Origin of the sequence: Pseudomonas sp. PvP100, from assembly GCF_017833055.1 — a bacterium.
Taxonomy (GTDB): Bacteria; Pseudomonadota; Gammaproteobacteria; order Pseudomonadales; family Pseudomonadaceae; genus Aquipseudomonas; species Aquipseudomonas syringae.
The window spans coordinates 4,033,515-4,052,989 of record NZ_JAFIBO010000001.1 but is presented as its reverse complement, the minus strand read 5'-3'; the positions used below and the strand labels follow the sequence as shown (position 1 = coordinate 4,052,989).

The window sequence follows — 19,475 nt, the reverse complement described above, 5'->3', positions numbered from 1 at the left end:
CGTGCTGCGCGGTCTGCGAGGTGTTGACTGTTTTTTGATCAGTGACGGCTGCGGGAGTTCAGCCAGATATCCACACTGTAGATGGCCAGCCCCGTCCAGATGAAGGCGAAGGTGATGATGGTGCTGGTGGTCAGGTGTTCGCCATACAGCAGCACGGCCAACAGCAGTACCAGCGTGGGCGCGATGTACTGCAGGAAGCCCAGGGTGGTGAAAGGCAGATGGCGTGCGGCGGCGTTGAAGCACACCAGCGGTACCAGCGTGACCGGGCCGGCAGCGGCGAGCCAGATCGCTTGAGTCGTGGTCCAGAATTCTGGCTGGGCGCTCACGGCCGTCGGGTTGAGCGTCAGCCAGATCAGCGCCAGTGGTACAAGCATCCAGGTTTCCACCACCAGGCCGGGGAGGGCGGCGACCGGGGCTTTTTTACGGATCAGCCCGTAGAACGCGAAGGTCAGCGCCAGCGCCAGTGACACCCACGGCAGGCTGCCAACGTGCCAGACATGCTGGGCAACACCAATGGCGGCGAAGGCGACCGCCAGCATTTGCAGGCGTCTGAGGCGCTCGCCCAGCAGCAACATGGCGAGCAGCACATTGACCAATGGGTTGATGTAATAGCCCAGGCTGGCCTCAAGCATGCGTCCGTTGTTCACCGCCCAGACATAGACGATCCAGTTCGCAGCGATCAGCGTACCGCTCAATGCCAGCACGGCCAGGCGTTGCGGATTGTTGCGCAGGTCGCGCCACCAGCCGGGATGTTTCCAGAACATCAGCACAATCGAGCCGAACAGCGCCGACCAGAGCGCGCGATGGATGATGATCTCGATGGCCGGAACCGCGGCGATGGCTTTGAAGTAGATGGGGAACAGGCCCCAGATGATGTAAGCACTCAGGCCCAGAATGTATCCACGGCGTGGATTGGCAGCTTGCATGGAGCGTCGTCCCTTTAATACAGAAAATTCCGGTTTTATTATGGGGTGATGCGGTGGATGGTTTTGATTGTACTGACGCTGGAGCGCTCGATGTTATACACAGGTTCGACTGATTCTCGACATTTGTGCCGCGCCGCTTGCTCAGGATCGGACGCAGAGCGTCGCACGATAGTCGGGGTTATCGTTCTGCACGCTCATCAGGTCAAAACAGTTTCAACGGCTCTTCATTCAGTGCGGCCATCTGCTCGCGCAGGGCCAGGATATGGTCGCCCCAGTAACGCTCCGTGCCGAACCACGGAAAGCTGTGCGGAAAGGCCGGGTCATCCCAGCGACGGGCCAGCCAGGCGCTGTAGTGCATCAGGCGCAGGGCCCGCAGCGGTTCGATCAGGGCCAGTTCGCGAGGGTCGAAATCATGGAATTCGTTGTAGCCGTCCATCAGCTCCGATAGCTGACCCAGACGTTCCTGGCGGTCGCCGGCCAGCATCATCCAGATATCCTGGACGGCAGGGCCAAGGCGGCAATCGTCCAGATCGACGATGTGGAACATCTCGTCGCGGCACATCATGTTGCCGGGGTGGCAGTCGCCATGCATGCGGATGTTGGTGTGCGGTGTGGCTGTGTAAACGTCTTCGACACGTTTGAGCAGGTCGCGGGCCACCGACTCGTAAGCCGGCAGCAGGCTGCGCGGGATGCAGTCGTTTTCCAACAGAAAATTGACCGAGTCATGACCAAAGTTCTTCACGCCCAGGGCTTCACGGTGGGCGAACGGTTTGGTCGAGCCGACGGCATGCAGACGCCCCAATAACTGGCCCAGGCGATACAGCTGATCAAGGTTGCCCGGCTCTGGCGCTCGTCCACCGCGACGCGGGAACAGCGTGAAACGAAAACCGGCGTGCTCGAACAGGGTTGCGCAGTTGTGCACCATGGGTGCGACCACCGGCACTTCGACCTCGACCAGTTCAGCGGTGAAGCTGTGCTCTTCAAGGATGGCTTCGTTGCTCCAGCGCTGTGGGCGATAGAACTTGGCGATCAGCGGTTGGCCGTCTTCGATACCGACCTGATACACGCGGTTTTCGTAACTGTTGAGCGCCAGGATGCGGGCATCGCTGAGAAAACCGATGCTTTCGACAGCATCCAGAACCAGATCGGGAGTAAGTGTTGCAAACGGGTGAGCCATGACTACTCCTGCGCGCAGCAGGTTGCCGCGTCGGAACGCTGATGGTAACGCAGACCGGTCCCGCTTCGCCAAACCCCGTCCGTTTAATCTGCCTTGGTTCTCTTTTGTCATCAAAAAGTCATGAGTCGTTAGCGAGATAGCCATGTTCGGCGCCTAGAGTCGCCGTCAATGAGATCGATCTCAAGCGAGTGACAATGACTGATCTGAAAGAGGTAGCGCATCTGGCCGGGGTTTCCCGAGCCACGGCGGCACGTGCCTTCGCAAGCCCCGACGTCGTGCGCTTGGAGACCCGCGAGCGGGTATTCGCCGCGGCCCGCGCCTTGGGTTTTCGTCCCAACCGGCTGGGCCGCCAGTTGCGTCTGCAAACCACCAATCTGATTGGCGTGGTGGTGCCCAACCTGCTCAACCCGGTGTTTGCCGAGCAGTTTCAGGCCATGGAGCGGGCGGCTCGGGCGCGGGGTTATAACCTGCTGCTGGCAACCACCGACTACACCGCAGAGCGTGAAAGCGCCGTGGTTGAGGAATTGTTACGTCAACGGGTCGACGGGCTGGTGCTGACGGTGACCGACGCCGAGCACAACCGAGTGCTGCAAGACCTGATCAGTGAAGACACCCCGTTCGTGCTGGCCTATCACCAGACCGACAATCCGGATTACAGCTCGGTGTCTGTGGATAACCGCGCGGGGATGGCGCTGGCTACTCGATACCTGATCGATGCAGGCCATCAGCGAGTCGCCATGGTCGCAGGCCCGGCCATGCAGTCCGACCGCGCCCGACTGCGTTATGAAGGTTATCGCGACGCCATGGCCGAGTGTGGGCTTGAAGCTCGTCCGGTGATTGAAATGCCTGCTCATACAAGCGCCGATTTCGCTGCACTCGAACCGCTGCTACGTGGGCCGGACGCGCCCAGCGCGCTGGTCTGTTCCAACGATCTGCTGGCCATCAGCCTGATTGCCGAATTGCGCCGCAACGGCTGGGGCGTTCCCGAGCGCCTGTCGGTGATCGGCTTCGACGGTATCGCCCTCGGCACGCAGATGCACCCGACCTTGTGCAGCGTGGTTCAGCCCATCGCCGAGCTGGCGCACATCGTCATCGACCAATTACTGGCACGGATTGCTGGCGCAGTACCTGTTTCTCATTGTCTGCCGTGCCACATCCGGCCCGGCGAAAGCACCCAGCCCTACCAGGAGATGCTTCATGCTCAGCCTCAGTAAAACCCTCGCGGCACTGCTGTTATGCGGTGCGGCCAGCCTCGCCCAGGCCGCCGAAACCGCCATCTGCTACAACTGCCCGCCCGAATGGGCCGACTGGGGAACGCAGCTCAAGGCAATTGCCGACAGCACCGGTGTGCAGGTGCCGCTGGACAACAAGAACTCCGGCCAGGCGCTGGCGCAGATCGTTGCCGAGCAAGCCGCACCAGTCGCTGACGTGGTCTATTACGGCGTGACATTCGGCTTGCAGGCGCAGAAGGCCGGCGTGGTCGACACCTACAAACCCAAGCACTGGGACGAGATTCCGGCAGGTCTTAAGGACCCCGAAGGGCACTGGTTCGCCATTCACTCCGGGACCCTCGGCATCATGGTCAACGTCGACGCACTGGGCGGTCTGCCGGTGCCGCAAAGCTGGGCGGATCTGCTCAAGCCCGAGTACAAGGGCATGGTCGGTTACCTCGACCCGTCCAGCGCGTTCGTCGGTTACGTGTCCGCCGTGGCGATCAACCAAGCCATGGGCGGCACGCTGGACAACTTCGGTCCGGCCATCGACTACTTCCAGAAACTGGCGAAAAACTCGCCCATCGTGCCCAAGCAAACCGCCTATGCACGCGTGCTGTCCGGCGAGCTGCCGATTCTGGTCGACTATGACTTCAACGCCTATCGCGCTCGCTACAAGGACAAGGCCAACGTCGCCTTCGTGATTCCCAAGGAAGGCACCATCGGCGTTCCGTACGTGATGAGCCTGGTGGCCAAGGCGCCGCATCGTGCCAACGCCGAGAAGGTGCTGGACTTCGTATTGTCCGACGAAGGGCAGGCGCTGTGGGCCAAGGCCTATCTGCGTCCAGTGCGCTCGAAAATGCCTGCGGAAGTGGCTGCACAGTTCCTGCCGGACAGCGATTACGCCCGCTCCGGTGTGGTGGACTACCAGCACATGGCCGCGGTTCAGGAAGCTTTCGCTGCCCGTTATCTGCGTGAGGTGAAGTAATGTCGGCCTCGCCGGAACAAGCGCTGCCTCTGCGCAAGGGCGGATTTTTCAGGCTGCGGCTGCGCCCGACCGCTGCGGTGGCGTTGGCCCCGGCGATGGCCGTATTGCTGGCATTCTGGCTGCTGCCGCTGACCCACCTGATCATGCTCGGTACGCAAGGATCTGATGGCAATGGCAGCGCTTACTGGCAGGTCCTGAGCAGTGCTCAGTACCTCGGCAGTCTGCTGCAAACCTGCCTGCTGGCGCTGGTGGTAACGCTCGCGGCGTTGCTGGTCGGCGGCATCAGCGGTGTGTTTCTGGCCCGCAACCACTTTTTCGGACGCTCTGCGCTGGTGGCCTTGCTGACCTTCCCGCTGGCGTTTCCCGGTGTGGTGGTCGGCTTTCTGGTGATTCTGCTGGCCGGTCGACAGGGCATCTTCGCCGCGCTCGGGCTGCACCTGGCGGGCGAGCGCTGGGTGTTCGCCTATTCGCTGACCGGGCTGTTCATCGGCTATCTGTATTTCTCGATTCCGCGCGTGATTCTGACAGTCATGGCCGCTTGCGAAAGCCTGGACCGCAGCCTTGAAGAAGCTGCGCATTCGCTGGGTGCCGGTCATTGGCGGGTGGTGTGCGATGTGATCATTCCGGGGCTGGCGCCCGCGCTGGTGTCCTGCGGCGCGATCTGCTTCGCCACGTCGATGGGCGCCTTCGGCACGGCCTTTACCCTGGGCACGCGCCTGAACGTCACGCCGGTAGCGATCTACAACGTGTTCACCAATTACGCCAACTTCACCGTGGCCGCTGCGCTGTCAGTCATCCTCGGGCTGGTGACGTGGGCAGTGCTGTTGCTGGCGCGTCGTATGGTCGGTAAATCGGGAGTTGTCCTGTGAAACGTTCACCGTTGTTCGTGGCGCAACTGGCGTTCACCCTGTTGGTCTGTGCGTTCATGCTGGTGCCTGTGGTGCTGTCGCTGCTGGCCGGCCTGACGCGCAATTATTTTCTCGGTCTGTCGAGCGGTCTGACCTTCGACTGGCTGGTGCAGGTCTGGCAGGCCTATTCACCCACCGTCTGGCTGTCGTTGCAACTGGCCGTGGCCTGCGCAATCTGCGTGTGCCTGGTAGGGGTTCCGGCTGCGTATGCACTGGTGCGCATGAACAATCGCTTCAGCCGGGCCTTCGAGGAATTGATGGTCTTGCCCGTCGCCATGCCCGGTCTGGCCAGCGCCCTCGCGTTACTCCTGACCTACGGCCAGTTCGGCGGCTTTCGCAGCAGCTGGTTGTTCATTCTGGTCGGCCACGTGTTGTTCACCCTGCCGTTCCTGGTGCGTCCGGTCATGGCGGTGATGCAGCGTCAGCAACTGCCGGTGCTTGAAGAGGCGGCCGCCAGTCTGGGCGCCGGGCCGATCAAGCGTTTCTTCAGTGTGGTGGTGCCTAACTGCCGAGCCGGGATTCTTGCCGGTGTGCTGATGGTTGTGACCCTGTCGCTGGGCGAATTCAACCTGACCTGGATGCTGCACACGCCGATGACCAAAACCCTGCCGGTCGGTCTGGCCGATAGTTACGCCTCGGCGCGACTGGAAGTCGCCAGTGCCTACACCCTTCTTTTTCTGTTGCTGATTGTGCCGCTGCTGATTGCGTTGCAGGCCATCAGCGCGCGTCTTGCCCGTGGAGAGAGCCGATGAGCGGAACCACCATTCGCCTGAAAGGCTGCCGCAAGGCATTTGCCGACGGCACCGTTGCTGTAAAGGATCTGCACCTGACCATCGAGCCCGGCGAAACGCTGGCGATTCTCGGTCCGTCCGGTTGCGGCAAGACCACCACCTTGCGGCTGATTGCCGGGCTTGAACGTCCGGACGTCGGCCAGGTGCTGTTCGATGATCAGGACGTGACACGGCTGCCCATCGAGCGGCGCGACGTGGGCATGGTGTTTCAGAACTACGCGTTGTTTCCCAACCTCGATGTGGCCGGCAATATCGTTTACGGCCTGAAGATTCGTGGTCTGTCGGCTGCCGAGCGCAACAAGCGTTGCGATGAGTTGCTGGAACTGGTCGGTTTGACCGGCCACGGCAATCGCCGCGTCAACGAACTGTCTGGCGGGCAGCGCCAACGGGTCGCTCTGGCCCGTGCGCTGGCGCCGCGTCCTAGGGTGCTGTTGCTCGACGAACCGCTGGCGGCACTGGACGCGCAGTTGCGCGAGCGCTTGCGCAGTGAGCTGGACCAGTTGCTGCGTGGGCTGGGCATCACCTCGGTGTTCGTCACCCACGATCAGGGCGAGGCAATGGCTCTGGGCGACCGGATTCTGGTCATGGAAAAAGGCTGCGTCTCGCAATTGGCGACGCCGAGGGAAATCTATCAACAACCTGCCAATGCGTTCGTCGCCGGGTTTGTCGGCAATCTGAACGCGTTCAGCGTGGTCGAGCGCACCCCGTCAGGCCTCAAGGTGAGCGGTGGCGAGCTGCCGTGGCACGGGCCTGACGTACCGGGCACGGTCTACTGCCGCCCCGAGCACCTGCGTTTGATGTCAGGAAACGGCCATCTTCATGGGCGTCTGGTCGGGCAGTTTTTTCAGGGCGCGCAAAGTCGCTTGCTGGTCGATGTCGGTGGCCCGCAGCCGCTGCTGGTGGACAGCACCGACAACGTGATTTACGCCGCCAACGCAGTCATTGCCTTGAGTGTCGACCCGCAAGTGCTGTTTACCCTGCATTCGTGAACTCGTTTTTCGTAGAGAGATTATTTTGAATCGTTCGTTTCTCATTGCTCAGATCAGTGACCTGCACCTCAAAGCCGACGGCCGCCTGACTTATGGCGTGGTCGACACTCTGGGTGCGTTGCGCCGCGCTGTCGCGCACATCAATGCCAGCAAGCAGCGCCCCGACATCGTGGTGATCAGCGGTGACCTGGTGGACTTCGGTCGCGAAGACGAATACGCCGTACTCAAGCCAGAGCTGGAACGTCTGCAGATGCCGTTTTATCTGGTGCCCGGCAATCATGACGATCGACACAAGCTGCTGGCTGCGTTTGCCGAGCAGGTGTACCTGCCGTTGTCGGCCAGCGGACCTCTGGACTGGGTGGTGGAGAAATACCCGGTGCGCCTGATCGGCATGGACACGACCATTCCCGGCGAGCATGGCGGGCAACTGGATTACTGTCAGCTGGACTGGTTGCACGCGCAGCTGTCCCGTCGTCCTTACGTGCCGACCGTGATCGTCATGCACCATCCGCCGTTCATTACCGGCATAGGGCACATGGACCGCGAACCCTTCGGCAACGCGTCGGCGCTTGAGCGCGTGATCGCCCAGCATCCGCAAGTGGAGCGTTTGCTGTGCGGACATTTGCATCGACCGATGCAACGACGTTTCGGAGGCAGCCTGGCAAGCATCTGCCCTGGCACCTCACATCAGATTGTCCTCGACCTCGACGAAGCCGCGCCTGCGCATTTCAATCTGGAACCGGCAGGCTACGTGCTGCACCGCTGGCATTCGGAGCAGGGGTTTGTCAGCCATAACGCCGTGTTCGGCGACTATGAAGGGCCGTACCCGTTCTACGATGTGAACGGGTTGATTGATTAATTGATTACTCATCGCTCCCACGCTCTGCGCCCGGCGTGATGCTCGAGTCTTGATGAGCCCGGAAAGCGGGGCTCGACGCCCAGTATCAGGCGGAGTAAAGATCCTTGTGGGAGTGAGCTTGCTCACGAAGACGGTGTTTCAGTCGATGCATTTTCGACGATCATACAGCCCTCTTCGCGAACAAGTTCGCTCCCACGGCCTCCGGCCAGAATCAATAGCAGACCTTTATATAACGATGAGCGATCTGCGTCCTCTTCCTGATTGCCGATCAGGCGCCGATAACGCCGCCATCTTCCCGGGTGATGACCATTACCGATGAGCGCGGTTTGCCGTTGGGCAAATGCTCGGGGAAGGTAGAGCCGCCGTTCTCACCAGGATGCTGGATGCCGATAAACATCGTCCGGTAGTCAGGCGCAAAGCTGATACCGGTGATTTCGCAACCGACCGGGCCGACCAGAAAACGGCGGATCTCGCCGCTGGCAGGGTCGGCGCAGAGCATCTGGTTGTTGCCCATGCCAGCGAAGTCGCCCTTGTTGCTGGAATCGCCGTCGGTCTGAATCCACAGCCGACCCGACCGATCGAAACTCAGGCCGTCCGGGCTGTTGAACATATTCTGCGCGTTGATGTTGCTCGACCCGGCCTGTGGCGTGCCGGCGTGCACAGTCGGGTTGCCCGCGACCACAAACAGGTCCCACTCGAACGCCATCGCCGACGCATTGTTGCCGCCTTCGCGCCAGCGCAGGATCTGCCCGTACTGGTTCTTGGCGCGTGGATTCGGCCCGCCGACAGGTTGACCTTCTTCGCCGCGCTTGCTGTTGTTGGTCAGCGTGCAATACACCTGGCCATCCTTGGGGCTGACCACGATCCATTCCGGGCGGTCCATGCGCGTGGCCTTGACCACACTGGCGGCCAGGCGCGCATGAATCAACACTTCAGCCTGATTATTGAAACCAGCAGCGGCATCGAGGCCGTTCTTGCCGTGTTTCAGTTCGATCCACTGGCCATTGCCCTTTGGATGATCCGGGTTGCCGTTGCCAGCGTCGAATTGCGCCACGTACAAGGTGCCGTGGTCCAGCAGGTCGCGATTGGCTTTCGGGTTCTTGCGATCGATCCGGTCGCGGCTGATGAACTTGTAGATGAACTCGCCACGCTCGTCGTCGCCCATGTACACCACTGCGCGCCCGTCCCTGGTTTGCGTGAAGGCGGCGTTTTCGTGCTTGAAACGCCCGAGCGCCGTGCGCTTGACCGGCGTCGATTCAGGGTCGAACGGATCGATCTCGACCACCCAGCCATGACGATTGACCTCGTTGGGGTTTTTCGCCACGTCGAAGCGCGGGTCGTGCGGGTGCCAGTTGATCTCTTTGCTGGCAGCCACGACGCCGTAGCGCTTCATGCCCGCATCGAATGTCTGCTCCGCGTTGCTGCTGCCGAAGCAATCGGTGAAGTTCTCTTCACAGGTCAGGTACGTGCCCCACGGCGTCTGGCCGCTGGAGCAGTTCTGGAAAGTCCCCAGAACGCGGGTGCCGGTCTTGTCGGCGTCAGTCTTGAGCCAGTCGTGACCGGCCGCCGGGCCACTCAGCCTGATCGGCGTATTGCCATGCACGCGACGGTTGTAACGCGAGTCCTGCACGAACTGCCATTTGCCGTTTTTCTGCTGTACCTCGATCACTGACACGCCTTCTGCGGCGAGTGCCTTGCGTACTTCTTCGGCCGATTGCGGCTCCTTGCCATGCTCGAAGAGGTAGCGGTAGTTGGTGTATTCGTTGTTGATCGCCAGCAAAGCACGGTCTTTGCGACCCCGCATCGGGAACAGACACATGCCGTCGTTGTTGTCGCCGAACTGCACCTCCTGAGCCTGGGCAGTACCCTTGCCACTCGGGTCGAACGCCGGACCGCCCGCGCGCAGAGGCTGGCCCCAACTGATCAGTACCGAGGATCTGTAACCTGCCGGCAGGCTGATGCTGTCGGCGGTGGCAGCAGGGATGCTCTGGAAACCGAGCAATCTGCCAGACGCCGCGCTGACGCTGTCCGCCAGGACGGTGCGGCTGAGCAGGTTGCCGCCGAGGAACATCGCCGCGCCGCACAATGCGCCCGCGCTGATGAAACCGCGGCGGGTGAGGCCGACCTTGTCTGCGCCGACCATGTTTTCCAGATCGGTGGTTTGGTTTTCTTCTAATAGTTTCATCATCACGGCTCCCTCGAATATGGCAGCCACCTTAGTGCGCGCATATGACGAAAATGTGTCGCGGTGATGACTTGCCAGCGCTTACAGCGGTGTGCCCAGCAACACCAGTGAAGCTGCGAATCTTGCCTGCACCGTTGCGCCGGTTTTCAGCTGCTGTGCATGCAGGTGCTCAGGTGTCGCCAAGGCGCACAGTGTCTGGCCTCCGGGCAGTGTGATGCGTACTTCGCTTGGGCCATCTTCAGCGTCGGTCACGCTGTCGATTCGGCCGATCAGGCAATTGTTTCCAGTTGTTTCTTCGTCGTTGTCTGCGTGCAGTTCCAGCCAGCCGGCCTTGATCAGTGCAACCACCTCCGTGCCGTTCTCCAGCTCCAGACGCAGGGTGCTGTCATGGGTGACCTGCGCTTCGATAAACACCTCGTCAGCCAATTGCAGGCGAACCTGATCGTTGTGCCCCTGACGGGTGATGCTGACGATCCGCCCCAGCAACTGGTTACGTGCGCTGGTGCGCAGGGTCAGGCGATTGAGCAAGTCCAGATCGCTGCTGTCTTCGGCGGCTTCCAGCACCTGGGCCTGCAATGCCTGGACGCGCTGATAGAGACGCAGCACTCGCTGGCCCTCGACCGACAACTTCGCGCCGCCACCGCCGCGCCCGCCGACACTGCGCTCTACCAGCGGTTTTTGCGCCAGATTGTTCAGCTCGTCGATCGCGTCCCAGGCCGCCTTGTAACTCAGCCCTGCGCTTTTCGCAGCACGGGTGATCGAGCCCTGTTCGGCAATATGCTGCAGCAGCGCAATGCGTTGCGGGCGGCGGACCATGTGTTGCGTCAGCAAGGTGGGGAGGGACATGGAAATCCGGAGCGGTCGAGTGGGAGAGGGCAGTATGATCGCTCACGTGCATGACGTCGAAAACCGGACGCGGAGCGTCCCGAAAGGCATTACCACGCTGGAGCGTGGGAACGAATTTAAAGCAGGCGCGCAGGGGCCATTAGTCACCCGGCTTTGGCGTTCGTGCCAGGCAATACACGTCGACCCGCCGCGCACCGGCGTTGCTCAATAGACGTGCAATGACGTCGGCTGTCGAGCCCGTGGTGAGCACGTCATCGACCAGCGCCAGATGCCTGCCTTGTACCCAATCGGGATCAATCAGAGTGAAAGCGCCGCGCAGGTTGCGTTTACGGGCTTTGGCGTCCAGGCCCTGTTGTGCGGTTGTTTCCCGGCTGCGCAATACGTGCTCTTCGTCGACGGGGAGTTGCAGCTGTTTACCCAGCCAGCCGGCCAGCATTGCCGCCTGGTTGTAGCCGCGCTGGCGTAAGCGTTTGATGGCCAGCGGCACCGGAATGAGGCAGTCGGGACGTGGCAGGTCTTCCTCGAAACGGTGCTGCAGATAGTGCGCGCACAGTTCCGCCAGCAGTCGTCCCATGGGCCATTTACCGTTATGTTTAAAGCGGGTGATCAAACCGTCGACCGGGAAATCGTACAGCCAGGGCGCGATGACCTGAGTAAAGCCAGGCGGTTGTTTGCAGCATTGCGCGCAGCTCATGCCTGAACGGGGTAACGGTAGCGCACAGCACACACAAGCGTTGCCCAGCCACGGCAGCTCTGCTTCGCACGGCACGCAGATAGGCGTGGGCACCTCACTGCGTTCATCACATAACAAACACGATTGTTTGTTTTTTAACCAGATGTAAACCTCGTGCGGGTAGCTGGGTTGACAGCGCATGGCTCTTCCTTAAATATGCCCGACATCCGTGTAGCGCTTGGGGTCTTTCCCGCCCTCGCGCATTGCCCAGAAACACCAAGGAGCCGCCCGATGAGCGCCAGCACCACCGCCACTTTGCGTCACGACTGGACTTTAGCCGAGGTCAGGGCGCTGTTCGTACAGCCATTCAATGACCTGCTGTTTCAGGCGCAAACGGTGCACCGCGCTCATTTCGACGCCAACCGCGTGCAAGTCTCCACGCTGCTGTCGATCAAGACCGGCGCCTGCCCGGAAGACTGCAAGTACTGTCCGCAGTCCGGCCACTACAACACCGGTCTTGAGAAAGAAAAACTGCTGGAAGTGCAGAAGGTGCTTGAAGAAGCCGCGCGTGCCAAGGCCATTGGTTCGACCCGCTTCTGCATGGGCGCGGCCTGGAAACACCCCTCCGCCAAGGACATGCCTTACGTGCTGGAGATGGTCAAAGGCGTGAAAGCCATGGGCATGGAAACCTGCATGACCCTGGGCCGCCTCGATCAGGAACAGACCGAAGCGCTGGCCACTGCCGGGCTGGACTACTACAACCATAACCTCGACACCTCGCCGGAGTTCTACGGCAGCATCATCACCACCCGTACCTACGCCGAACGCCTGCAAACCCTGGCCTACGTGCGCGATGCGGGGATGAAGATCTGCTCCGGTGGCATTCTGGGCATGGGCGAGTCCCTCGATGACCGCGCAGGTCTGCTGATTCAACTGGCCAACCTGCCAGAGCACCCGGAGTCGGTGCCGATCAACATGTTGGTCAAGGTCGCCGGCACGCCGCTGGAAAACGCCGAAGATGTCGACCCGTTCGATTTCATTCGCATGCTCGCCGTGGCACGGATTCTCATGCCGAAATCCCACGTGCGCCTGTCCGCCGGTCGCGAAGCGATGAACGAGCAAATGCAGGCACTGGCGTTTTTCGCCGGGGCCAACTCGATTTTCTACGGCGACAAGCTGCTGACCACTGCCAACCCGCAAGCCGACAAGGACATGCTGCTGTTCTCGCGTCTGGGCATCAAGCCCGAAGCGGGCGAAGGGCATGCCGACGAAGTGCACCAGGCCGCTATCGAACAGGCGCTGGTCGAACAGCAAAGCAGCTCGATGTTCTACGACGCCGCCTCTGCCTGATTCGTTGAACGGGCCGGACTGTTCCGGCCCGTTTTGAATTGTCATTTTCCGGACCGGGGCCTGCATGTCTTTCGATCTCCGCACGCGCCTCGATGCCCGTCGCGCCGCCCACCTCTATCGTCAGCGTCCGCTGCTGCAAAGTCCGCAAGGGCCGCAGATCATCGTCGACGGCCAGCCTTTGCTGGCGTTCTGCAACAACGATTACATGGGGCTGGCCAATCATCCCGAGGTGATCGCTGCCTGGCAGGCGGGTGCCGAGCGCTGGGGCGTGGGCGGCGGGGCTTCGCATCTGGTGATCGGCCACAGCGCGCCACACCACGAACTGGAAGAAGCGCTGGCCGAGCTGACCGGCCGTCCGCGCGCACTGTTGTTCTCCAATGGCTACATGGCCAACCTCGGCGCGGTGACGGCGTTGGTCGGGCAGGGCGATACGGTGCTGGAAGACCGTCTCAACCACGCTTCGTTGCTGGATGCCGGTCTGCTCAGTGGCGCACGGTTTTCGCGCTATCTGCACAACGATGTGAGCAGCCTGGAAGCCCGCCTGGAAAAATCCGTGGGCGATACCCTTGTGGTCACCGACGGGGTGTTCAGCATGGACGGCGACATCGCCGATCTGCCCGCGCTGGCCCGGGCGACCAGGGCCAAAGGGGCCTGGCTGATGGTGGATGATGCCCACGGCTTCGGCCCTTTGGGTGCCAACGGCGCCGGTATCATCGAGCATTTTGGCCTGAGCATGGATGACGTGCCCGTGCTGGTCGGCACCCTGGGCAAGTCGTTCGGCACTTCCGGGGCGTTCGTGGCCGGCAGTGAAGAACTGATCGAAACCCTGATCCAGTTCGCTCGGCCTTACATTTACACCACCAGCCAGCCGCCCGCACTGGCCTGCGCCACCTTGAAAAGCCTGCAGCTGCTGCGTACCGAGCATTGGCGTCGCGAGCATCTGACGCGGCTGATTCAGCAGTTTCGGCGCGGTGCCGAGCAGATCGGGCTGCAACTGATGGACAGCTTTACCCCGATCCAGCCGATCATGATCGGTGATGCCAGTCGGGCCTTGCGCCTCTCGCAATTGCTCCGTGAGCGCGGCCTGCTGGTCACCGCCATTCGCCCGCCCACCGTGCCTGCTGGCAGCGCGCGACTTCGTGTGACGTTGTCTGCCGCGCACAGCGAAGCCGACGTGCAGCTATTATTGAACACTCTGGAGCAGTGCTACCCGCTGCTGGATGCCAGCCACTCCTCGGAGCCTGTTCATGCGTGATCGTCTGATTCTGTTGCCAGGCTGGGGCCTTGGCGTTTCGCCGCTGGAGCCGCTTGCCGCTGCGTTGCGCGGGCTGGATGAGCACCTGCGGGTTGAAGTCGAGCCATTGCCGGATATCGACAGCTGCGATTTGCCAGACTGGCTCGACGAGCTGGACACCAACCTGCCAGACGACGCCTGGCTGGGCGGCTGGTCGTTGGGTGGCATGCTCGCGGCTGAACTGGCAGCGCGTCGCGGCGACCGTTGCTGCGGGTTGCTGACGCTGGCCAGCAACGCCTGCTTCGTCACCCAAGGGGCGTGGCCGAATGCGATGCGCGCGCAGGATTTCGAGGCGTTTCTGGCTGGCTGTGCCGATGACCCGGACCTGACCCTCAAGCGCTTCAGCCTGTTATGCACGCAAGGCGCAGAGGACCCGCGCGGTCTGGCGCGGCTGCTCAAGGCCGGCGCACCGCACCTGTCGAAAACGGCGTTGATCGACGGCCTGAAAATACTCCGGCAACTCGACACCCGCAGTGCGCTGCAAACCTATCGTGGCCCGCAACTGCACCTGTTCGCCGGGCTGGATGCCTTCGTGCCCGCCGAGGCCGCAGGTGATCTGCTGGCCTTGTTGCCGGATGTCGAAGTGGGTTTGATCGAGCAGGCCAGTCATGCATTCCTGCTGGAAAACCCTCATGGGGTAGCGGCCGCGATCCACGCCTTTCTGCACGAGCTGGGCGATGACTGATCTTTCAATCCCCAAACCACCTTCTGTTTTGCCTGACAAACGTCAGGTCGCCGCGTCGTTTTCCCGCGCGGCAGGCAGCTATGACAGCGTTGCCGAACTGCAGCGCAACGTCGGTAATGAGCTGCTGGCGCGTTTGCCTGCGCAATGCAAGCCGTCCCGCTGGCTGGATCTGGGCAGCGGCACCGGCTATTTCAGCCGGGCGCTGGCGCAGACGTTCACTGGCAGCGAAGGTATTGCACTGGATATCGCCGAAGGCATGTTGCGTCATGCCCGACCCTTGGGTGGCGCACAGCACTTCATTGCGGGTGACGCCGAGCACCTGCCGCTGCGTGACCAGAGCTGCGGGCTGATTTTCTCCAGCCTCGCGGTGCAGTGGTGCGCCGATTTCGCCTCCGTGCTCAGTGAAGTTCAGCGCGTATTGCAGCCAGGCGGCGTATTCGCCTTTGCCAGCCTTTGTGTCGGCACGTTGTACGAGCTGCGCGACAGTTGGCAGGCCGTGGACGGCCGGGTGCATGTGAACCGTTTTCGTCATGAGGATGACTATCGCCAGCTGTGCGCGGCGAGCGGTCTGCAAGTACGCAGCCTCGATGTTCGTCCGCAGGTTCTGCATTACCCGGATGTGCGCAGCCTGACGCACGAGTTGAAGGCGCTCGGTGCGCACAATCTCAACCCCGGACGGCCCAATGGCCTGACCGGGCGCGAGCGGATCATGGGCATGGTTAAGGCCTATGAAGGCTTCCGCCAGGACGCCGGACTGCCCGCCACCTATCAAGTGCTGTACGCGGTGCTTGAAAAAAACTGATGGACTGACAGGAAAGACTGCTGAGATGACTGCCGCCTACTTCATCACCGGAACCGATACCGACGCTGGCAAGACCACGGTGGCTGCCGGTTTGCTGCATGCCGCCCGTTCGTCCGGCCTGAGCACGGCGGCCGGCAAGCCCGTTGCGTCCGGTTGTTTTGTCACGCCACACGGGCTGCGCAACCCGGATGCCCTGGCGTTGCTGGCCGAGTGTTCTGTCGAGCTGGATTACGCTGAAGTCAATCCGCTGGCCTTCGAGCCGGCCATCGCTCCGCACTTGGCAGCACGCGAAGCTGGCGTCGCGTTGACGGTCGACTCGGTGCTGCAACCCATGCGGCATATGCTCGCCAGACAGGCCGACTTCACCCTGATCGAAGGGGCGGGCGGTTGGCGCGTGCCGCTGTCCGGACAGAGCACGCTGTCCGATCTGGCCATTGCTCTGGATCTGCCGGTGATTCTGGTGGTGGGCGTGCGCTTGGGCTGTATCAATCATGCGGTGCTGACTGCTGAAGCCATTGCCCGTGACGGTTTACGCCTGGCAGGCTGGGTGGCCAACATCGTGGATGCCGACACCTCGCGGCTTGAAGAAAACCTCGCCACGCTGGTGGAGCGTCTGCCTGCACCTTGTCTTGGGCAGGTGCCGCGCTTGAACGAGGCAAGTGCCGAAAATGTGGCGCAGTATCTCGATTTAAAAGTATTGAGCTGACAGCGCCGCTATGTCGCTGACCGGTAAGACAGTTTCGGATTTTCAAGAGTCAGTCTATCGTGCGGCCTAGTGCCATTAGTCTGTTTGTCGAGTATTTCCGGGCAAATGCTGCTTCAATGGGCGTGTTCGTTTTTTGAACTGAGGATCGGCTTATGCAAATCACCATGAACAACACCCTCTACCCAGGCCTTAGCGCAATGCAGGTCGGGCAAAGTCGTGTGGATCAGGCGGCCACCCAGATTGCCAGCTCCAATATCGAAGTGTCGGGCAGAAGCCAGTCTTCTGACTTTCAGCTCGAGAACCTGCGCTCTGTTGATCGCAGCCAGCGTTCCGACTTGCCGTCCAACATCGTCGAACTCGAGGCTGGAAAGGATCAGTTTGCAGCCGGACTGGCTGCGCAGAAAGCCAGCAATGAAATGCTCGGCACGCTGATCGATACCTACGCCTGATTTTCGAGTCAATTCCCGCCGTGCCATCCGCGCACGGCGTTGCTTCCTGAATTTCTCCGCATCATTGTCCTGTATCTCACCTGCACCCGCTTTCGCCCTCCACTAGACTTTTGCTTACGCTTCGCTCGCCCCGCACGACGTACGCCTGCGTGGCTTATGCATGGGCCGTGGACGAATGGTGCGTGCTTCGCTATTGACAAGGTTTGGGCGTAAACGTATGTTTCAAACACCTGTTTGACCGCGAGGCATACGAGATTGTCTGGCGCTTGAGGGTATCTCTCCAGCGACCGCCCGGTCATTCGTTCCAGGATTCATCAGCAGAGGTTATCGCTATGCCTGACTACAAGGCCCCCTTGCGTGATATTCGTTTTGTTCGTGATGAACTGCTCGGCTATGAAGCGCACTATCAGAGTCTGCCAGCCTGTCATGACGCCACTCCGGACATGGTCGACGCCATTCTGGAAGAGGGTGCCAAGTTCTGTGAGCAGGTGCTGGCTCCACTGAACCGCGTGGGCGATACCGAGGGTTGCACCTGGAGCGAGTCGGGCGTGAAGACGCCGACCGGCTTCAAACAGGCTTACAAACAGTTTGTCGAAGGCGGCTGGCCGAGTCTGGCACATGACGTCGCGCACGGCGGTCAGGGGCTGCCCGAGTCGCTGGGCCTGGCGGTCAGCGAGATGGTCGGCGAAGCCAACTGGTCGTGGGGCATGTACCCGGGCCTGTCGCACGGTGCGATGAACACGATCTCCGAGCACGGCACGCCCGAGCAGCAGGACGCGTACCTGACCAAGCTGGTATCCGGCGAATGGACCGGCACCATGTGCCTGACCGAGTCGCATTGCGGCACCGACCTGGGCATGCTGCGTACCCGCGCAGAGCCTCAGGCTGACGGGACCTATAAGGTTACCGGCACCAAGATCTTCATTTCTGCTGGCGAACACGACATGGCCGATAACATCGTCCACATCGTGCTGGCCCGCCTGCCGGACGCACCGGCTGGCACCAAAGGGATTTCGCTGTTCATCGTGCCCAAGTTCCTCTCGGCTGCCGATGGCGGCATCGGTGAGCGTAACGCGGTGAATTGTGGCTCCATCGAGCACAAGATGGGCATTCACGGCAATGCCACCTGTGTGATGAACTTCGACGGCGCTACCGGCTACCTGATCGGCCCGGCCAACAAGGGCCTGAACTGCATGTTCACGTTCATGAACACCGCGCGTCTGGGCACGGCACTGCAAGGTCTGGCGCACGCCGAAGTCGCCTTTCAGGGTGGTCTGCAATATGCCCGTGACCGTCTGCAAATGCGTTCGCTGACCGGTCCCAAGGCACCGGAAAAAGCCGCTGACCCGATCATCGTTCACCCTGATGTGCGTCGCATGCTGCTGACCATGAAGGCGTTCGCCGAAGGCACGCGTGCCATGGTGTACTTCACGGCCAAACAGGTCGACATCGTCAAGTACAGCGAAGACCCGGAGCAAAAGAAAGCCGCTGACGCATTGCTGGCGTTCATGACCCCGATCGCCAAGGCGTTCATGACGGAAGTGGGTTTCGAAGCTGCCAACCACGGCGTGCAGGTTTACGGCGGCCACGGCTTCATTGCCGAGTGGGGCATGGAGCAGAACGTTCGCGACAGCCGGATTTCGATGCTGTACGAAGGCACCACCGGTATTCAGGCGCTCGACCTGCTGGGCCGCAAGGTGCTGATGACCCAAGGCGAAGCGCTCAAGGGCTTCACCAAGATCGTGCACAAGTTCTGCCAGAGCAACGAAGGCAACGAAGTTGTGCAGGAGTTTGTGACGCCACTGGCTGCGCTGAACAAGGAGTGGGGCGACCTGACCCTAAAAGTGGGCATGGCGGCGATGAAGGATCGCGAAGAAGTGGGTGCTGCATCGGTGGATTACATCATGTTCTCCGGCTATGCCTGCCTGGCGTATTTCTGGGCCGACATGGCGCGTGTTGCGGCCGAGAAACTGGCGGCCGGTGCGTCGGACGAGGCGTTCTATCGCGCCAAGATCCAGACCGCGCGTTTTTACTTCCAGCGCATCCTGCCGCGTACTCGTACTCACGTGGCGACCATTCTGTCGGGTGCTGCCAACCTGATGGACATGAAAGAAGAAGACTTCGGCCTGGCTTACTAAGCTTCGCTGGCGTCATGAAAACCGCCTGATCGCTGATCAGGCGGTTTTTTTATGGGTGCGTTTTAGCGCATGGCTGTATTCGAATTCCCGGCGAGACCTGAGAAGGCGCTCAGGCCCCGTGCATAGTCACGATGTTCTCCAGGACACCTCTCGTTCCTCACGCACGCGTGGGAATGCAGTTCGTGACGCTCTGCGTCACACAGGGGTTTTCTTTGTCAGGTGGATTTGGGTTCGACTCAGGTCACCTTTTCGCCCCTCGGCGAGTCACTTTGATGGGGCCAAAGTGACCAAAGCCCCTGTCACTTACGTCGCGATCTGCGTCGTCAGTAACATCGCGATAAAAAAGCGCTTTTATGTGCAGTGATGACAGGCAAAGCATGACGTTGCGCTGCAGCACGACGCGGAGCGTTGCCCAATGCATGCCAACGCATGGGCGCTAGACGCCCGCAATAAACATTTCCCACTTCCTGCCGTTACAGAAATTAAGTTGTTTGTTGA

18 protein-coding genes are annotated in these 19,475 nt (G+C 61.2%); 13 read left to right on the top strand and 5 right to left on the bottom strand.

The genetic code is table 11. The annotated features are described in order from the left end of the window. Positions 1 to 38: 38 nt before the first annotated feature. Together rarD and JOE39_RS17415 are read right to left on the bottom strand one after the other, a co-directional pair. Positions 39 to 926 carry an EamA family transporter RarD gene (gene rarD / locus JOE39_RS17420; protein WP_210078539.1) on the bottom strand — a complete coding sequence of 296 codons (888 nt, stop codon included), beginning with the start codon at positions 924 to 926 and terminating at the stop codon, positions 39 to 41. Between the two features lie 202 nt (positions 927 to 1,128). After that, positions 1,129 to 2,103, bottom strand: a complete 975-nt coding sequence (locus tag JOE39_RS17415) for a serine/threonine protein kinase (protein ID WP_210078540.1) — start codon at positions 2,101 to 2,103, stop codon at positions 1,129 to 1,131. A gap of 194 nt (positions 2,104 to 2,297) precedes the next feature. On the opposite strand from JOE39_RS17415, the gene JOE39_RS17410 reads away from it, so the two are divergent. Genes JOE39_RS17410 through JOE39_RS17385 form a run of 6 tightly spaced genes read left to right on the top strand, consistent with a single transcriptional unit; the run spans position 2,298 to position 7,849 of the window. Beyond that, the gene (locus tag JOE39_RS17410; protein WP_024649924.1) at positions 2,298 to 3,317 is read left to right on the top strand and encodes a substrate-binding domain-containing protein; all 1,020 of its coding nucleotides are present in this window, start codon (positions 2,298 to 2,300) and stop codon (positions 3,315 to 3,317) included. Then, the gene (locus JOE39_RS17405; protein WP_003341267.1) at positions 3,301 to 4,302 is read left to right on the top strand and encodes an ABC transporter substrate-binding protein; all 1,002 of its coding nucleotides are present in this window, start codon (positions 3,301 to 3,303) and stop codon (positions 4,300 to 4,302) included. The genes JOE39_RS17410 and JOE39_RS17405 overlap by 17 nt, the downstream gene beginning before the upstream one ends. After that, positions 4,302 to 5,171: an ABC transporter permease gene (locus JOE39_RS17400; protein WP_210078541.1), complete on the top strand. Its 870-nt coding sequence runs from the start codon at positions 4,302 to 4,304 to the stop codon at positions 5,169 to 5,171. Before JOE39_RS17405 ends, JOE39_RS17400 begins: the two co-directional genes overlap by 1 nt. After that, positions 5,168 to 5,962 carry an ABC transporter permease subunit gene (locus tag JOE39_RS17395; RefSeq protein ID WP_003316181.1) on the top strand — a complete coding sequence of 265 codons (795 nt, stop codon included), beginning with the start codon at positions 5,168 to 5,170 and terminating at the stop codon, positions 5,960 to 5,962. Before JOE39_RS17400 ends, JOE39_RS17395 begins: the two co-directional genes overlap by 4 nt. Then, entirely contained in the window at positions 5,959 to 6,990 is a 1,032-nt protein-coding gene (locus JOE39_RS17390; RefSeq protein ID WP_004415692.1) for an ABC transporter ATP-binding protein, read from the top strand. The genes JOE39_RS17395 and JOE39_RS17390 overlap by 4 nt, the downstream gene beginning before the upstream one ends. A gap of 25 nt (positions 6,991 to 7,015) precedes the next feature. Continuing rightward, the gene (locus JOE39_RS17385; RefSeq protein WP_024684126.1) at positions 7,016 to 7,849 is read left to right on the top strand and encodes a phosphodiesterase; all 834 of its coding nucleotides are present in this window, start codon (positions 7,016 to 7,018) and stop codon (positions 7,847 to 7,849) included. A gap of 268 nt (positions 7,850 to 8,117) precedes the next feature. On the opposite strand, the gene JOE39_RS17380 is transcribed toward JOE39_RS17385, so the two are convergent. The 3 genes from JOE39_RS17380 to JOE39_RS17370 form a co-directional block, all read right to left on the bottom strand. Next, on the bottom strand, positions 8,118 to 10,034 hold the full coding sequence (locus tag JOE39_RS17380) for a PhoX family phosphatase (protein WP_024662215.1): 1,917 nt from the start codon (positions 10,032 to 10,034) through the stop codon (positions 8,118 to 8,120). Between the two features lie 81 nt (positions 10,035 to 10,115). Next, positions 10,116 to 10,880: a TOBE domain-containing protein gene (locus JOE39_RS17375; RefSeq protein ID WP_134942626.1), complete on the bottom strand. Its 765-nt coding sequence runs from the start codon at positions 10,878 to 10,880 to the stop codon at positions 10,116 to 10,118. A gap of 139 nt (positions 10,881 to 11,019) precedes the next feature. Continuing rightward, positions 11,020 to 11,754, bottom strand: coding sequence for a ComF family protein (locus JOE39_RS17370; protein ID WP_057407269.1), 735 nt, complete (start codon positions 11,752 to 11,754; stop codon positions 11,020 to 11,022). A gap of 90 nt (positions 11,755 to 11,844) precedes the next feature. Here JOE39_RS17370 and bioB point away from each other — a divergent pair, with 90 nt between their 5' ends. The 7 genes from bioB to JOE39_RS17335 all read left to right on the top strand — a co-directional run bounded on the left by bioB (position 11,845) and on the right by JOE39_RS17335 (position 18,977). Further along, on the top strand, positions 11,845 to 12,903 hold the full coding sequence (gene bioB, locus JOE39_RS17365) for a biotin synthase BioB (protein ID WP_003316190.1): 1,059 nt from the start codon (positions 11,845 to 11,847) through the stop codon (positions 12,901 to 12,903). A gap of 64 nt (positions 12,904 to 12,967) precedes the next feature. Next, on the top strand, positions 12,968 to 14,158 hold the full coding sequence (gene bioF / locus JOE39_RS17360; protein ID WP_210078542.1) for an 8-amino-7-oxononanoate synthase: 1,191 nt from the start codon (positions 12,968 to 12,970) through the stop codon (positions 14,156 to 14,158). Then, positions 14,151 to 14,882 carry an alpha/beta fold hydrolase gene (locus tag JOE39_RS17355; protein WP_210078543.1) on the top strand — a complete coding sequence of 244 codons (732 nt, stop codon included), beginning with the start codon at positions 14,151 to 14,153 and terminating at the stop codon, positions 14,880 to 14,882. The genes bioF and JOE39_RS17355 overlap by 8 nt, the downstream gene beginning before the upstream one ends. After that, positions 14,875 to 15,684, top strand: a complete 810-nt coding sequence (gene bioC, locus JOE39_RS17350; protein WP_210078544.1) for a malonyl-ACP O-methyltransferase BioC — start codon at positions 14,875 to 14,877, stop codon at positions 15,682 to 15,684. The genes JOE39_RS17355 and bioC overlap by 8 nt, the downstream gene beginning before the upstream one ends. A 25-nt stretch (positions 15,685 to 15,709) precedes the next feature. Next, positions 15,710 to 16,390 (top strand): dethiobiotin synthase, encoded by a 681-nt coding sequence (gene bioD, locus JOE39_RS17345; protein WP_003341245.1) that lies wholly within the window; start codon positions 15,710 to 15,712, stop codon positions 16,388 to 16,390. Positions 16,391 to 16,542: 152 nt separating this feature from the next. Further along, the gene (locus JOE39_RS17340; protein WP_003316196.1) at positions 16,543 to 16,839 is read left to right on the top strand and encodes a hypothetical protein; all 297 of its coding nucleotides are present in this window, start codon (positions 16,543 to 16,545) and stop codon (positions 16,837 to 16,839) included. A 332-nt stretch (positions 16,840 to 17,171) separates the two neighbouring features. Further along, positions 17,172 to 18,977 carry a phenylacyl-CoA dehydrogenase gene (locus tag JOE39_RS17335; protein ID WP_046266863.1) on the top strand — a complete coding sequence of 602 codons (1,806 nt, stop codon included), beginning with the start codon at positions 17,172 to 17,174 and terminating at the stop codon, positions 18,975 to 18,977. The last annotated feature ends 498 nt before the right edge of the window (positions 18,978 to 19,475 follow it).